Here is a 13,960-nt window from a genome sequence, read left to right on the forward strand (position 1 = left end):
CTAGGGCTTTGGCTGGCAAGAGGCAATGGCAGAGCCTTCACGACCCTGCCAGTGCCCGGATTTTCGCTTACATGTTGGGATAGTTCGGGCCATCCCCGCCCTGCGGCGTGGTCCAGGTGATGTTCTGGCTGGGGTCCTTGATATCGCAGGTTTTGCAGTGGACGCAGTTCTGGAAGTTGATCACGAATCGCGGACCATCTTCATCCTCGACCATCTCGTACACACCCGCCGGGCAATAACGCTGCGCCGGTTCGTCGAACTTGGGTAGGTTGACCTTCACCGGAATGTCCGGATCGGTCAGTTTCAGATGGCAGGGCTGGCTTTCCTCGTGGTTCGTCATTGCAAACGAGACATTGGTCAGACGGTCGAAGGACAGCGTGCCATCGGGTTTGGGGTAGTCGATAGGCTGATGCTTGCTGGCCTCTTCGGTCGACTGCGCGTCGTTCTTGCCGTGACCCAACGTGCCCAGCAGCGAGAAGCCCAGCGTGTTGGTCCACATGTCCATGCCACCCAGGACCAGGCTGGCGGTCAGGCCGTATTTCGACCACAGCGGCTTGACGTTGCGCACCTTCTTCAGGTCGCTGCCGATGGCACCGTCGCGCACGTCGGTCTCGTACGCAGTCAGCTCATCGCCCGAACGGTCGGCCTTGATGGCGTCAAAGGCGGCCTCAGCCGCGGCCTTACCGGACAGCATCGCGTTGTGGTTGCCCTTGATGCGCGGCACGTTGACCATGCCCGCAGAACAACCCAGCAGCGCCACGCCCGGCGCGACCAGTTTCGGCATCGACTGAAGGCCGCCCTCGGTGATCGCACGTGCACCGTAGGCCACGCGCTTGCCGCCTTTCAGCAGCTCGGCCACCATCGGGTGGTGCTTGAAGCGCTGGAATTCCATGTAGGGGTACAGGTGCGGGTTCTTGTAGTTCAGGTGAACCACGAAGCCGACATAGACCTGATTGTTTTCAAGGTGATAGATGAACGACCCGCCGCCCGCGTTGCTGCCCAGAGGCCAACCCATGGTGTGCGTGACCGAGCCTTCCTTGTGCTTGGCCGGGTCGATCTCCCAGATCTCTTTCATGCCGACGCCGTATTTCTGGGGCTCTTTGCCGGCAGACAGGTCGTACTTGGCAATCACTTCCTTGGATAGCGAGCCACGGACGCCCTCCGAGAGGAAGACATATTTGCCGTGCAGCTCCATGCCCGGCTCGGTGCCCGGACCATAGGACCCGTCGGGTTCCAGACCGAATACACCGGCAACCACGCCTTTGACTTCGCCGTTCTCGCCATAAACCAGCTCGGAACAAGCCATGCCCGGGAAGATTTCCACGCCCAGCTCTTCGGCTTGCTCGGCCATCCAGCGGCAGACATTGCCCATCGACACGATGTAGTTGCCGTGGTTGTTCATCAGCGGCGGCATCGGGAAGTTGGGGATGCGGATTTTACCGGCCTCACCCAGCATGTAGAAATTGTCTTCGTGCACCGGCACGTTCAGCGGCGCGCCTTTTTCCTTCCAGTCCGGGATCAGCGCGTCCAGACCACAGGGATCAAGCACCGCACCCGACAGGATATGCGCGCCCACTTCCGAACCCTTTTCCAGAACGACGACGTTCAGGTCCGCGTCCAGCTGTTTCAGACGGATGGCCGCCGACAGGCCCGCGGGGCCTGCACCCACGATCACCACATCGTATTCCATCGCTTCGCGTTCAATCTCGGCCATCGCGGGCTCCTTAGCTAACTTTCCGAATTGGCGCTTTCACTGCGTGGTCTGCGCAATATTGTTTCACGGCTGATTACATGGTCTGAAAGACCTTGGTCAATCAAAACACGGCGTAACATTGCTGCAATGCGGCAGTTATGCCTCGGGAGTGTCCCCCATGAGGTATCTGGGACCGCTACCATGGGATTTGGCGCGGTCATCAGGGTTGTATAGGGCACATTTCGGCAGGCTCAGGCAGCCGCAGCCAATGCAGCCGTCCAGATTGTCGCGCAATCGCATCAGGGTATCGATTCGCTGGTCCAGATGGGACCGAAGGCCGATGCTGATCTTTTGCCAGTCTTTCGGCGTCGGCGTGCGGTTCCCCGGCAAGCCCGATAGCACCTCGCGAATCTCGGGCAGGGTCAAGCCGAATTGCTGGGCGATCATGATGAAACTCAGCCGCCTTATATCGGCGCGCTGATAGCGCCGCTGCCCGCCCGCGTTGCGCCAGGGCGCGATCAGCCCCTGTGCCTCGTAGTACCGAATGGCGGACACCGCTAACCCGGTGCGCTGCGCCAAGGCACCAATTGCCAACCCTTCGGATACTACCATATCGCCCTCTCAAAAATACCTTGACCTAAAGTTAGGTTTAGAAATTACGGTGAGTCGGGACAAGCCTCAATTCGCAAAGGAGACCCCATGATGGCGACGCTTGAACATACCAACTTCACCGTCCGCGACCCGCAGGCTTCGGCCGCGTGGATGCACAAGGTGTTTGGCTGGAAAACCCGCTGGGAAGGCCCGGCCATTGCGGGTGGATACACGGTGCATGTGGGCAGCAAGCATACCTATCTGGCGCTCTATGCGCCCAGCGATCCGAAACCCTCGGGCGAAAGCAGCTATGACATCGTTGGCGGCCTGAACCACGTGGGTGTGCTGGTCGAAGACATCGACGCCACCGAGCAGAAAGTGATCGACGCAGGTTTCACCCCCAAATCCCACGCCGATTATGAACCGGGCAAGCGGTTCTACTTCGACGACGACAATGGCATCGAATTCGAGGTGATTAGCTACGCTTAGGCTGTAATCCGCCCGGTGCATGGCCATGCCCTCTTGCATTTCACGCTCCATTTGGGTCAGGTATTTGCCAACCCATCAAATCGCCCCGACGCTGGTTCCATGCGGCGGGGCGCATCACTTTTTGCGTGGACGATAAGAGTATGGAAAAGATTCCAATGACGCCTGCGGGCAATGCCGCGCTCGAGGCAGAGCTGAAAAACCTGAAATCCGTTGAACGCCCGGCGATCATCGAAGCAATCGCAACAGCGCGCGAATTGGGCGACCTGAAGGAAAACGCCGAATACCATTCGGCGCGCGAGAAGCAGGGCTTTATCGAAGGGCGCATCAAAGAGCTGGAAGGCATCCTGTCGCTGGCCGATGTGATCGACCCCGCCAAGCTGTCGGGCGCGATCAAGTTTGGCGCCAAGGTCACACTGGTCGATGAGGACACCGACGAGGAAAAGACCTGGAAGATCGTGGGTGAGTATGAGGCCAATATCGAAAACGGCCTGCTGAACATCAAGTCGCCCATGGCCCGCGCCCTGATCGGCAAGGACGAAGGCGACAGTGTCGAGGTACGCACCCCCGGCGGCGTGCGGTCCTACGAAGTTCTGAACATCGAGTACGCCTGACCGGAGCGTTCCCATGTCCGAGCCCACGCCTGAACAGGAAACCGAGCGACCGACCTCACTGGGCATCTACGACAAGCCCTCGCGCCCGGCGGTGACCGAGATCGAGATCGCGGCCATTGTGCTCAGCGTGATCTGGCTGGTGGTGTCTGTGGTGTTTCTGGTGCTGCCAGGACAGACGCAGGGTGGTGGGTTCGTTGTGACCCTGTTGGCGGTATTCATGCCGGTGGCGATGATCTGGGTTGCCGCCACCGCGATGCGCGCCAGCCGCGTGATGCGCGAAGAAAGCGAACGCCTGCAGACCGCGATCGACGCGATCCGACAGACCTATGTCATCCAGCAACAGCGTGCGGCCAGCACGTACGAGCCGACTGTCAGCAAAAAACTGGACGAAATCGCCGAAGCCACCAAAAAGACCGAGAGTGCGCTGGCGACGTTTTCGACCAAGCGAATCGAGGCACCGCGCGCAGCAGCGCCAAACGGCACAGGTGATCAGACAACACTGGAACTGGGGACACAGGCCGAGGACATCGCACCACCGCTGGGCACCGATATCTTCATCCGGGCGCTGAACTTTCCTGAAACGCAGGACGACACAGAAGGGTTCAACGCCCTGCGTCTGGCGCTGAAGGACCGAAAGACCGCGCAGCTGGTGCAGGCTTCTCAGGACGTTCTGACCCTGCTCAGCCAGGAAGGTATCTATATGGATGACCTGCGCCCCGACATGGCCCGGCCCGAAGTCTGGCGTCAGTTCGCACAAGGCGCGCGCGGGCGTTCGGTGGCTGCTCTGGGCGGTATCCGCGACCGGTCCTCGCTGGCGCTTACGGCGGCGCGGATGAAACAGGACCCGATCTTTCGCGATGCCGCACATCATTTCCTGCGCCGTTTTGACCATATGATTGTGGTCTTTGAACCCGAGGCCAGCGACGCCGACCTGACCGCCCTTGGTGAAACCCGCACGGCACGGGCCTTCATGCTGCTGGGGCGTGTGGCCGGGACGTTCGACTAAGGCGCGGTGACGGCCCAGCTCATGCGCGTCGCGCTGCTGAATCCGAAAAGATACCGAAACGGCCCGGTCTTTTCCCTGCTGACGGCCCTGAAGCCCTCGCGCTCATACAGGGCTTTTGCGCGGGGGTTTGTATCAATCACATCCAACTGCACTTCAGCCATGCCCGATTTGCGGGCCTCATCCTTGATCGCGGACAGCAACGCGGTGCCAACCCCCTGCCCGCGCGCCTCTGCGGCGACAAAGATACCGTCCATCTGGAACACGCCGGGTTGCAGATCGCGTTCCAGAACGCTCAGCACCAATCCGCGCCATGCGCCACCAAACCAGCCGTAGATTTTTGCCATATCGGACAGACCGCCTTCGACCAGTCCGCCATCCTGGGTTTTGAAACCGGCCAGCCCCAGCATCCGGTTCGAACTGTCTCGCGCGACCAGAGCAAACTTCGGGTTTATAGTGTTTTCAATGAAGGCCAGACCCATTTCGTCCGGCCCCATGACCTTGTGCAGCTTGGCTGCGAAAGCCTGCCAGAACAGGGCTGCGGCCTTTGGCCGCTCCGCCTCGGTGAAACCCTGTTCAATCCTGACAGTCACAACCCAAAGCTTCCATAGGGGATGAAACGGACCATATCGCCCGGTTTGATGTGGCGCGCGCCGTCCTCGATCTCGACCAGCCCCTCGGCCCAGCTGAGCCCGCTGATCCGGCCCGACCCTTCCGAAGCGAACACCTCGGCCTGGCCATCACGGACACGGGCGCGCAGGTATTCACGGCGGCCCGGTTTCTTACGTTTCTCGAACGCGGCGGGCAGGTCAAAGCCTTGCGGATCCTGCCAGCCTTCACCCGCCATCAGGCCCAGCGCCGGGCGGGCAAAGATCAGCGTGCAGACCATGGCCGCCACCGGATTGCCCGGCAGGCCGAAGACCGGTGTTCCGTCCCACATGCCCAGCGCCAGAGGCCGCCCAGGTTTCAGCGCGATCCGCCATTCCTGCATCGCGCCCGCCTGCCGCAGCAGGGCCGAGACGTGATCTTCGTCCCCGGCTGACGCCCCGCCGCTGGTCAGGATCACATCCGCCAGCTCTGCCGCCAGGTTCAAGCTGTCGCGCAGGGCGTCACGATCATCCGAAACGCGCCCCATATCCACGGGCTGAAACCCGATGCGCGCGATCAGCGACAGCAGCATCGGTCGGTTGGCGTCGAATATCTGTCCCGGGCCGGCAGGTTCTCCGGGTTCGACCAATTCGTCCCCAGTGGACAAAACGGCCACCCGCAGCGTTTCCCGGACCGAGACTTGGGCAAGACCCGTCGCAGACAGCAAGGCCAGATCGGCGGGCGTCAGCCTGCGCCCGGCGGACAGAACCGGGTCGCCCTCGGCCACGTCCTCACCGGCGCGGCGTGTGTTGGCACCATGTTTCAAAGGGCCGTGAAAGGCGATGTGGCCCTCCTGAACGGTGACGTCTTCTTCAAGAATGACGGTATCCACGCCCGCAGGCAGGGCCGCACCGGTCAGCACGCGCAGCGCGTGGCCGTCGGGCACCGCGCCATCAAAGGGAATACCCGCCGCGGCGCGTCCCGGATGCAAGGGCATCACCTGCGGGCCCTCGGGTGCAGCTCCGGCAAAACCATAGCCATCCACCGCCGTGTTCGGCAGCGGCGGGTTGGAGCGTTTGGCGATGACTTCCTCGGCCAAAATGCGCCCGGTTGCCTGTTCCAACGGCAGGGTTTCGGCACCCATCCTCACCGTCAACCGCTGCCGCAGCAGGGCCAACGCATCGTCCACCGGAGTCCAGTTCACCCCGCCAGGCAGCGCAAAACAATCGTTGCGCAGGGGCGGAGGGGCGATGTCCGGTTTGTGTTGTGACACTCCCAAAATCCAACCTTCCTCTACTTCGCTGACATTCAGATGTCGCGCCAACTCCTCGGCTGGCATACCGGCGAGGGACAGCGCAACCTGTTCGACCTGCCAAGCATCCTTGATCCGATCTTCCGGCGCAGCCCCCAAAGTGAGCGAAGGCCAGACTTCCACGAAGGCGACCGGTGTGTCCAGCGCCTCGAACGGCCAAACCGATATCTGCCCCGCAAAAGCACGGCGCAAGCGTGTCAGGACCGGCAATCCGGTCATCAGCTGACCACCGACCGCTCCGACCCCCCCCATCTGCCAGCAGGTAAAGCTACCCTTCGCTTCGGGTGTCAATTCGACGGCACGCCGCTCGGGGAAAAGTGTTTGATAGTCGGATTTGTCTTTGGGCAGACCGTCGATGTCCCGTTGAAGACCGTTGAACCAGAACGGCCCCTTGCCGCCAAAACGCCGGTTGATTTCACCAGCCAGATCGAAACGGTTGTTTGCTTTAGGTGAATCCTCAATCCGCTGCTCAAACCACTCCCACAATCGCAGCGGATCGTCCGATCCGGTGAGTGCGCGGGCGAAGCCTTTAGGGTAGCCGAACGGGAAATCGAACCCCAGACAAAGCCGACGTCCAGCTACAATTTCACCCGCGATCATATCGTGTAGCCATTGCTCGGCCATCTCGCGGTTTCTAAGGTAAGCCGGTTCCTCTACCTTGCCCGGGCGCACCACGCAGGCCCAGATTGCATCCTTGCACGGGCGGGGCCCGGTGTCGTTGCCACTTGACCAATCGACAATTGCAAAACTGTCGAAACCGATCACAAACCAACCTCGCGCAGGATGAAATCCGCGATGGCTGCTGTGTCATCCAGATCGAAGACAGGGCAGTTCACAGTCAGCGGTGTATCGCTGGCCACGGCGCGAATGGTGGCGTTCTCGGGTGCCATCAAAGCGTTTTTGGCCTCGACCCGAAACGCCTCGACCTTGGGATGGGCTTCGCGCTTGAATCCCTCGATCAACACAAGATCAACAGGTGACAGCCGCGCGAGCAAATCATCCAGAGACGGCTCGGGCGCGCCTCGCAGTTCCTGCATGATGGCGATGCGCTGGCCCGAGGCCAGCAGCACCTCGGACGCGCCCGCGATGCGGTGGCGATAGCTGTCGGTGCCCGGCTGATCTACGTCGACGCTGTGATGGGCGTGTTTGAGGGTCGAAACGGTGAAACCCCGCCCGGTGATCTCGGTCACCAACCGCTCCATCAACCCGGTTTTGCCCGCGTTTTTCCAACCGGTGACGCCGTAGACCCTCATGCCTGCTCCAGCAGCTTTTCCGCCCGCGCCAGATCGTCGGGCGTGTTGACGTTGAAGAAGGGATCGAACGGTTCGGCGTCGAACAGAGCCTCGCGCCCGTCATGTTTGTCGGTCCACAGCACCACCTTGCGCAGCCCGTCGTTCAGCGCATCGCGCAGATCGTCTCGCAGCGCCACGGGCCAGAGGCCGAATGTCGGATGCCGGTTGATGCGTTTTCCGCCGCCGGACTTCAGCATTTCATCCCCGGTGCGCGGCGTGGTTGCCAGCACCAGCGGGTGCTTTTGCCCATCGGCGGCCTGCATCAGACGTGTCACCAAATCGCGCGGGAAGAACGGCGTGTCGGCGGCGGCGGTGACGATACTGTCCGCCCCCTGCTCTGCCGCCCAGTCGAGCCCGGCCAGAACACCCGCCAGAGGGCCAGCGAACCCTTCGATCGTGTCAGGCAGAATGGGCAGGTTCAGATCAGCGAACCGTTCGGGATCACCATTGGCGTTCAGCGCCAGCCCGTCGACCTGCGGGGTTAGTCGATCGATCACATGGGACAGCAAGCTCTGCCCACCGATCTGCAGCAGGCCCTTGTCGCCGCCACCCATCCGGGTGGCCAGACCCCCTGCGAGGATCACTCCGAAAGGTTTGGTCATAGTGTATCCTCGATTACAGGCCATTTCTTGAACTTTTCCAGCGGAAGAAAAACTAAAGAACCGATGCAGAGCCCGAACAGAATGTACCAAATGCTTGTGGCCACCCCTGTTAATTCGGCCAGAACGCGGCTTAAGCGATAATAGGCAGGCAGAAAAACGACCACAGCCCCAACAACAAAAACGGCGCAAAAGTAACGCCGGAATCTGCGCGCCGATTTTTGAGTCTCTTCAGATACTTCCAAAGAGTTGTGCAAACCGTGAAGTAAAACCCGTTGAAGGGCGACGTTCTGTTGCTGCGCCAACAGCCCCCAAGACTGCCATCCCTGTTTGAAAGAGCTGCGAAAATCCCATACGCTGATATAAGTTCTTGGTGTCCATCCCAGTTTATCAAGGTGGCCTTGATCGAGTTTCGCCATTCCCTCTATGACGGCCCGTTTACTTCTTTCGTAGCTTCTAAATGCAACAAACATCAGCGCTATTGCTGGCGCGATTAATATGAACACGGGGAGGTAAGCCACGAACATTATCCCGCACTCTTCCTGCGATGTTTCTTGTCCTCAACCGCCACCGTCGCCGGGTCTACGTCGCGCAGCAGCCGGTCTTCACCGGACAGGCACACGAACCGCTGGCCGCGCATGCGGCCGATCAGGGTCAGGCCGACCTCGCGGGCGATCTCGACACCCCAGGCGGTGAAGCCCGAGCGGGACGCCAGCACCGGGATGCCCATCATCGCCGTCTTGATCACCATTTCCGAGGTCAAACGGCCGGTAGTGTAGAGGATCTTGTCCTCTGCCGCCTCACCCTCGGACAGCATCCAGCCCGCGATCTTGTCGACAGCGTTGTGGCGGCCCACGTCCTCCATATAGACCAAGGGTCGGTTTTCGCGACACAGCACCGTGCCGTGAATGGCTCCGGCCTCAAGATACAGCGACGGGGTGCGATTGATCTTGGCGGCCAGGTCATACAGCCATGAGGTCCGCACCTGAACCTGTGGCAAGCGCACGTCCTCAAGCCCCTCCATCATATCGCCGAACACCGTGCCGACCGCGCAACCACTGGTGCGGGTCTTTTTCTTCAGCTTGTCCTCATAGGACGTCTCGCGCGCGGTGCGGACGATTACGGTTTCCAGATCATCATCGTAATCCACGCGGGTAATCTCGTCATCAGCCAGCAGCATCCCCTGATTGCGCAGGAAGCCCAGCGCCAGATATTCGGGGTAATCGCCGATGGTCATCGCGGTCACGATTTCCTGAGAATTGAGGAAAATCGTCAGCGGGCGTTCTTCGACCACCGAGATCTGGTTGACCTCGCCATTTTGGTCCACGCCTTCGACTGCGCGGGTCAGGCGTTCCGCGCCGGGGTCAGGGGCGATGATGTATTCCGAAAGATCCAGTTCCGCGGCCAATTGCAACCCTTTCCCAAGACCGTTAGTGCTGCGGGCAACACCATAGGATTTAGCCATGGCAGACACCACATCCAAGTCGTACTATTGGAAGGGTTTTCGCGACGGGACCCCGTTCATTTTTGTCGCAGTCCCCTTCGGCACCCTGTTCGGCGTATTCGCGGCCGAGGCTGGGCTGGATATCGTCCAGACCATGACGCTCACCTCGACCGTCTTTGCGGGGGCGGCGCAGTTCGCGGCGTTGCAGCTGTTGCAGGACCAGGCGCCTACGGCCATCATTCTGATCTCGGCGCTGGCGGTGAACCTGCGGATGGCGATGTATTCGGCGTCACTGACGCCGTTTCTGGGGGCCGCCCCGCTATGGCAGAGGGCATGCGCGGCCTATCTGACGGTCGATCAGTCCTACGCCTGCTCGATCGTGCAGTTCGAGAAAGAGCCGAAGATAACCGTGCCCCAACGCATGGCCTATTTCGTGGGTTCGGTCACTCCGATTACGCCGCTCTGGATTCTGGCCACCTACCTGGGTGCCGTTCTGGGGACGCGCATTCCCGAAAGCTGGGCGCTGGACTTCGCCTTGCCGATCACCTTTCTGGCCATGATCGGCCCGATGATGCGGACCCTACCCCATGTGGTCGCCGCGCTGGTTGCCATTATCGTATCACTGCTGACGGTCGGAATTCCGTACAATCTGGGCCTGTTAATCGCCGGTTGCGCGGGAATGGTCGCGGGCGCACAGGCTGAACTGATCGCCGAGCGCAGAAAGGTCGACGCATGACCCATCCTGATCCCGTTACGGTCTGGACGATCATCATCGGGCTTGCCGTTGGCAGCTATGCGCTGCGCTTTGTCTTCATTGGTCTGGTCGGAGACCGCCCAATGCCCCCCTGGTTGCTGCGCCACCTGCGTTATACCGCCGTGGCCATCCTGCCGGCGCTGATTGCGCCGCTGGTGGTCTGGCCCACCGCAACCGGCGGGCAGCCAGACGCGCCGCGCATGGCTGCGGCCGCCGTTGCTTTGGTTGTCGGGCTTGTCACGAAAAACGTGCTGGCGGCCATTTTTTCCGGCGCCGGTACCCTTTACGGGTTGCTGTACCTATTGGGGTAAGGCCACGTTCTGTTGGTTCAGGATGGCGTTGTTCGCCACCAGCCCCTTTTGCAGGTCGGCGTCGTCATTTTCACGGTATTCCGTGGTGACCACCCCCGGTATCTCGCCAAATTGCTCGGACAGTTTGACCGGATAGAAAGTGGTGCCGATCTGTTCAAAGCCGGGCACCTGCTGCAACAGCCGAGCGGTTGAGTTGGCGCAGTAGGCGCTGGCCACCGGCCCCATCTGCTTAGCCAGCTGTAGCGCAACCTCGGCCTGTTGTGGGGAAACCTCGATGGTTTGAATCCGCGCATAGTGCGTCTCGCGCGCGTGGCTGCTGCGATAGGCACGTTCCACAGCCGGAGTAATCCCGTACAGCACGTCATTCTTCACCGGCACGATATCCGCTCGGAATGAACCCGCCGGGTCAAAAATCACCCGTTCGCTGCCGCTAATCATTAACGAAGTGTGAGCGCCTGAACCCGTCCGCGTATTGATCATGGTATACAGGGTCAGCGTCGACGGCCCTGGGTCGCGGTAGGACCGAGCCACGACTTCCGACCGATCTGCCTGTGGGCGCTGCGAACCAGTGCAGCCCGCCACGGTTACTGCCAGAAGACAGGCAAGCAAAATCCTGATCACGGTGAGCCCCGTCTTGGACTAAGAGTTGGATTAAGAGGCGAAGACCGCCAGGAACAGGCACAGGAAGGCGATGGCTACCACACACCATGTGGTGGCCTTGATAAAGCCGTGGAAGGTTTTTTCCTGGACGGTGATGTCCATTTCGCCGTGCTTGTGTTCAGCCATTGTTCAGAGATTCCCAGTTCGCGTGTTTAAGATGTTGGATAATCGAAATTCCACGGCCTGTCACCACGTCATTCGCGCGTAGGCAGAAACACCGAACAGCCCGGATACCCGAAACCCCATCGCCACGGCAGTCCGGAGCAGGGCCCGCCGCCCAACCGTACTGCCGCGTGCATCGCTTCTGCCGTGACGGAATGCGCCGTGCGAATCTGGTCGGGCGTCATGTCATAGCGTTCTGCATAGACGTCGGCGTTGTCTTCTCCGTGCTGCTTGACGCAAACCCGCAACGCATCATCCGCGGACAGGCGTGCATCATAGCTGTCCTCGGCCTGCGTCGCCCCACCTGCGTTGTGATAGGCCTGGTCATGAGTCACGCAGCAATATTCCCACGGCGGGTGCTCCTCGTAGAGCGCGCGAAACTTGGGGAAGGTCTCGGCCACAAAGCGCCAGCTGGTCGACAGACCACCGGAACAGCCATCGGTTTCGAATGGGATCAGTTCCGCATCCTCCCGCTGCGCGATCAGGGCACGGTGGGCGGGCAACTCGATGTTGCGCATGAAATCCTGCGCCGCCACCGGGGTCACCACCAACGCGAGGGCCACGCCCAGATTACGGACTTTCATCACGCATCGCCTGTGTGTCGACGGACATGCCGAAGGTGGTCGCCAACCACAGCAGCAGACGCTCGGCCGGACCCATTTCGGCACGCACCCGCAGCACCTCATTGGCCATCGCGGGGCGGTCGGTGATCAGCCCGTCTACCCCCATCGAGGCCATGGCCGACATCTGCAGCGGGTCGTTCACCGTCCAGACATAGATATCCTTGCCCGCCGCATGAACCGAGCGCACAAGCCCTGGCGTTGCCAGCGCGGCGTTGACGGCGATGAAATCACCTTCCAGCCCTGTCAGATCGCCCACGGCTGTGGCGGCCAGAACCCCGGCCCGCCAGTCGGGGCGCAGTTTCTTCATCTTTTGCACTGCCGGGTATTTCAGCGACATGGTGGCGATGTCGTCCTGCATCTGCAGCTCTTCCACAATCACCGCCACCCGGTTCTCCAGATCGACGTCATGACCGTAGTATTTCAGTTCGATGATGACCTTGGATTTGCCCTTCGCGGCCTCCAGCACCTCGCGCAGGGTGGGCGTGCGTTCGTCGGCATATTCGGGACCGAACCAGCTGCCGATATCGATCTGGGCGATATCCTCCATCGTGGCATCCCAGACCTTGAGATTCACGCCCGCCAGTTTCATGAAATCGCTGTCATGGGCGACGATGACCTCACCATCCGCAGATTCCTGTACGTCGATTTCGACCCAATCGGCCCCGTCCTCAATCGCCTTTAACACCGAGGCCATAGTGTTTTCAGGCCGCAGCGCTGCAGCACCCCGGTGGCCGATCACCTCGGCCCGGTCCGGGGCCTGTATGCGTTCCAACAAGTGCTGCCCGAACCAGAGCCCGATCAACACGGCCACCGCTGCCGCACCCAAAATAGCAAACAATGGAATACGCAGGCTTCCGGGTTCGGGATGCGGCGGTTCCTCGGTCCTGATCTCGAAGAACCCGTCCAGCAGCACCGCCAGCGCCCCCAACGCTGTGGCCGCCAGCACGAGGCCAGCCACGGACCAGAGACCGGCCACCAACAGGCTGTAGATCAGCGCCAGCCGCAGATGGCTGGCCCCCTGCAGCGGCACGATGGCAAACAGCAGCCCCGCCACCCAGGCGATCAGACCGGCAATGATCACGCGCAGGATCAGCCAGATCGCCAGCTCAATCTTGAGGCGCCCGCGTTTGCCCTCCATTCGGGTGGTGCTGATGTTGAAGGCGTGGGCGGGGTGAACACCCTCGAACAAGACCAGATGCAGACCCAGCGCCCAAGCCGACAACCGACGGATCAGCACCCAGGCCATGACCAGAACCACGGCCCCGATCAAAACCACCGCAATCCAGAAGGAAGGTGGGTGGAAGGTCAGATAGTAGTTGATGTCATATTCGGTCAGCGTCCACCACGCGATCACGGCGGAAACGGCTGCAAAGGGCAGGATCAGCACCAAAACCCGCAGCACAAAGCGCACCGCAAAGCCGAACAGCGCCGGCAGCCGCGACAGGATCAGACCAATGGCCGAACTGCCCGCGCGCCACGGATCGGATTCGCCCATCCGCAGCGATCCGGCCATGACCGAGAACACGAACACCTCGGCCAGCAGAAACAGGCTGAGCACGGCAATCGCCGCGACAAAGCCCACCGGCGACAGGATAAAGGCGGCGATGGCCTGATCCGTCAGTGCGGTCTGGTTCGACAGCGATACGGCCAAATTGACAGTAATCGCCACGCCCGGCGCGATCAGGGCGACCAGCAGCAGGCGCACCGCGATATAGATCGGCACAAAGACGCGACGACGCGCCCACGCGCCCTTGTAGGCACTTGTAACGGCTGAGAAATCGGACACGTGGCACCCCCTTGAACGGTGCACTCATTCAAGGCTGCGCAG

17 protein-coding genes are annotated in these 13,960 nt (G+C 61.1%); 5 read left to right on the top strand and 12 right to left on the bottom strand.

The annotated features are described in order from the left end of the window. Window positions 1–67: 67 nt before the first annotated feature. Entirely contained in the window at window positions 68–1,714 is a 1,647-nt protein-coding gene (locus ACR0KW_RS13865) for an electron transfer flavoprotein-ubiquinone oxidoreductase (protein WP_170546295.1), read from the bottom strand. A gap of 135 nt (window positions 1,715–1,849) precedes the next feature. After that, a complete protein-coding gene (gene soxR, locus ACR0KW_RS13870) occupies window positions 1,850–2,305 on the bottom strand; it encodes a redox-sensitive transcriptional activator SoxR (protein ID WP_480805509.1) in 456 nt (151 codons plus the stop codon). Window positions 2,306–2,392: 87 nt separating this feature from the next. Between soxR and ACR0KW_RS13875 the strand changes: the two genes are divergently transcribed. The 3 genes from ACR0KW_RS13875 (at window position 2,393) to ACR0KW_RS13885 (ending at window position 4,390) form a co-directional block, all read left to right on the top strand. Then, window positions 2,393–2,773, top strand: coding sequence for a VOC family protein (locus ACR0KW_RS13875; RefSeq protein WP_170402806.1), 381 nt, complete (start codon window positions 2,393–2,395; stop codon window positions 2,771–2,773). A gap of 140 nt (window positions 2,774–2,913) precedes the next feature. Beyond that, window positions 2,914–3,384: a transcription elongation factor GreA gene (gene greA / locus ACR0KW_RS13880; protein ID WP_170327221.1), complete on the top strand. Its 471-nt coding sequence runs from the start codon at window positions 2,914–2,916 to the stop codon at window positions 3,382–3,384. Window positions 3,385–3,397: 13 nt separating this feature from the next. Next, complete coding sequence (locus ACR0KW_RS13885) at window positions 3,398–4,390, top strand: hypothetical protein (protein ID WP_480805510.1); 993 nt, start codon at window positions 3,398–3,400, stop codon at window positions 4,388–4,390. Here the strand turns inward: ACR0KW_RS13885 and ACR0KW_RS13890 are convergent. From ACR0KW_RS13890 to ACR0KW_RS13915, 6 genes are read right to left on the bottom strand one after another with little or no spacing between them, the layout of a single operon-like run. Beyond that, window positions 4,387–4,980 (bottom strand): GNAT family N-acetyltransferase, encoded by a 594-nt coding sequence (locus tag ACR0KW_RS13890; RefSeq protein ID WP_480805511.1) that lies wholly within the window; start codon window positions 4,978–4,980, stop codon window positions 4,387–4,389. The genes ACR0KW_RS13885 and ACR0KW_RS13890 overlap by 4 nt on opposite strands. Then, a complete protein-coding gene (locus ACR0KW_RS13895) occupies window positions 4,977–7,052 on the bottom strand; it encodes a molybdopterin-binding protein (RefSeq protein ID WP_480805512.1) in 2,076 nt (691 codons plus the stop codon). The genes ACR0KW_RS13890 and ACR0KW_RS13895 overlap by 4 nt, the downstream gene beginning before the upstream one ends. Next, window positions 7,049–7,540: a molybdopterin-guanine dinucleotide biosynthesis protein B gene (gene mobB, locus ACR0KW_RS13900; RefSeq protein ID WP_480805513.1), complete on the bottom strand. Its 492-nt coding sequence runs from the start codon at window positions 7,538–7,540 to the stop codon at window positions 7,049–7,051. The genes ACR0KW_RS13895 and mobB overlap by 4 nt, the downstream gene beginning before the upstream one ends. Continuing rightward, window positions 7,537–8,181, bottom strand: coding sequence for a molybdenum cofactor guanylyltransferase MobA (mobA, locus tag ACR0KW_RS13905; RefSeq protein ID WP_480805514.1), 645 nt, complete (start codon window positions 8,179–8,181; stop codon window positions 7,537–7,539). The genes mobB and mobA overlap by 4 nt, the downstream gene beginning before the upstream one ends. Next, a complete protein-coding gene (locus ACR0KW_RS13910; RefSeq protein WP_480805515.1) occupies window positions 8,178–8,699 on the bottom strand; it encodes a hypothetical protein in 522 nt (173 codons plus the stop codon). The genes mobA and ACR0KW_RS13910 overlap by 4 nt, the downstream gene beginning before the upstream one ends. A gap of 5 nt (window positions 8,700–8,704) precedes the next feature. Further along, window positions 8,705–9,643 carry a formate dehydrogenase accessory sulfurtransferase FdhD gene (locus ACR0KW_RS13915; RefSeq protein ID WP_480805516.1) on the bottom strand — a complete coding sequence of 313 codons (939 nt, stop codon included), beginning with the start codon at window positions 9,641–9,643 and terminating at the stop codon, window positions 8,705–8,707. On the opposite strand from ACR0KW_RS13915, the gene ACR0KW_RS13920 reads away from it, so the two are divergent. Then, window positions 9,642–10,358 (top strand): AzlC family ABC transporter permease, encoded by a 717-nt coding sequence (locus ACR0KW_RS13920; protein ID WP_480805517.1) that lies wholly within the window; start codon window positions 9,642–9,644, stop codon window positions 10,356–10,358. The two genes, ACR0KW_RS13915 and ACR0KW_RS13920, sit on opposite strands and share 2 nt — an antisense overlap. Continuing rightward, a complete protein-coding gene (locus ACR0KW_RS13925; protein ID WP_480805518.1) occupies window positions 10,355–10,687 on the top strand; it encodes an AzlD domain-containing protein in 333 nt (110 codons plus the stop codon). Before ACR0KW_RS13920 ends, ACR0KW_RS13925 begins: the two co-directional genes overlap by 4 nt. On the opposite strand, the gene ACR0KW_RS13930 is transcribed toward ACR0KW_RS13925, so the two are convergent. From ACR0KW_RS13930 to ACR0KW_RS13945, 4 genes are all read right to left on the bottom strand, one after another. Continuing rightward, window positions 10,676–11,308 carry a hypothetical protein gene (locus ACR0KW_RS13930; RefSeq protein ID WP_480805519.1) on the bottom strand — a complete coding sequence of 211 codons (633 nt, stop codon included), beginning with the start codon at window positions 11,306–11,308 and terminating at the stop codon, window positions 10,676–10,678. The genes ACR0KW_RS13925 and ACR0KW_RS13930 overlap by 12 nt on opposite strands. A gap of 30 nt (window positions 11,309–11,338) precedes the next feature. Further along, on the bottom strand, window positions 11,339–11,473 hold the full coding sequence (locus ACR0KW_RS13935) for an aa3-type cytochrome c oxidase subunit IV (RefSeq protein ID WP_170385673.1): 135 nt from the start codon (window positions 11,471–11,473) through the stop codon (window positions 11,339–11,341). 68 nt (window positions 11,474–11,541) lie between these two features. Continuing rightward, window positions 11,542–12,093: a hypothetical protein gene (locus tag ACR0KW_RS13940; RefSeq protein WP_480805520.1), complete on the bottom strand. Its 552-nt coding sequence runs from the start codon at window positions 12,091–12,093 to the stop codon at window positions 11,542–11,544. Next, window positions 12,080–13,918: a glycerophosphodiester phosphodiesterase family protein gene (locus ACR0KW_RS13945; RefSeq protein ID WP_480805521.1), complete on the bottom strand. Its 1,839-nt coding sequence runs from the start codon at window positions 13,916–13,918 to the stop codon at window positions 12,080–12,082. Before ACR0KW_RS13945 ends, ACR0KW_RS13940 begins: the two co-directional genes overlap by 14 nt. Window positions 13,919–13,960 lie beyond the last annotated feature (42 nt).

Source organism: Ruegeria sp. CG11 (assembly GCF_056537245.1).

Excerpts from the sequence above, each read along its gene's own strand:
- ACR0KW_RS13865 (WP_170546295.1), bottom strand. The coding sequence starts at position 1,714 with ATGGCCGAGATTGAACGCGAAGCGATGGAATACGATGTGGTGATCGTG.
- soxR (WP_480805509.1), bottom strand. The coding sequence starts at position 2,305 with ATGGTAGTATCCGAAGGGTTGGCAATTGGTGCCTTGGCGCAGCGCACC.
- ACR0KW_RS13875 (WP_170402806.1), top strand. The coding sequence starts at position 2,393 with ATGATGGCGACGCTTGAACATACCAACTTCACCGTCCGCGACCCGCAG.
- greA (WP_170327221.1), top strand. The coding sequence starts at position 2,914 with ATGGAAAAGATTCCAATGACGCCTGCGGGCAATGCCGCGCTCGAGGCA.
- ACR0KW_RS13885 (WP_480805510.1), top strand. The coding sequence starts at position 3,398 with ATGTCCGAGCCCACGCCTGAACAGGAAACCGAGCGACCGACCTCACTG.
- mobB (WP_480805513.1), bottom strand. The coding sequence starts at position 7,540 with ATGAGGGTCTACGGCGTCACCGGTTGGAAAAACGCGGGCAAAACCGGG.
- mobA (WP_480805514.1), bottom strand. The coding sequence starts at position 8,181 with ATGACCAAACCTTTCGGAGTGATCCTCGCAGGGGGTCTGGCCACCCGG.
- ACR0KW_RS13920 (WP_480805517.1), top strand. The coding sequence starts at position 9,642 with ATGGCAGACACCACATCCAAGTCGTACTATTGGAAGGGTTTTCGCGAC.
- ACR0KW_RS13915 (WP_480805516.1), bottom strand. The coding sequence starts at position 9,643 with ATGGCTAAATCCTATGGTGTTGCCCGCAGCACTAACGGTCTTGGGAAA.
- ACR0KW_RS13925 (WP_480805518.1), top strand. The coding sequence starts at position 10,355 with ATGACCCATCCTGATCCCGTTACGGTCTGGACGATCATCATCGGGCTT.
- ACR0KW_RS13935 (WP_170385673.1), bottom strand. The coding sequence starts at position 11,473 with ATGGCTGAACACAAGCACGGCGAAATGGACATCACCGTCCAGGAAAAA.
- ACR0KW_RS13940 (WP_480805520.1), bottom strand. The coding sequence starts at position 12,093 with ATGAAAGTCCGTAATCTGGGCGTGGCCCTCGCGTTGGTGGTGACCCCG.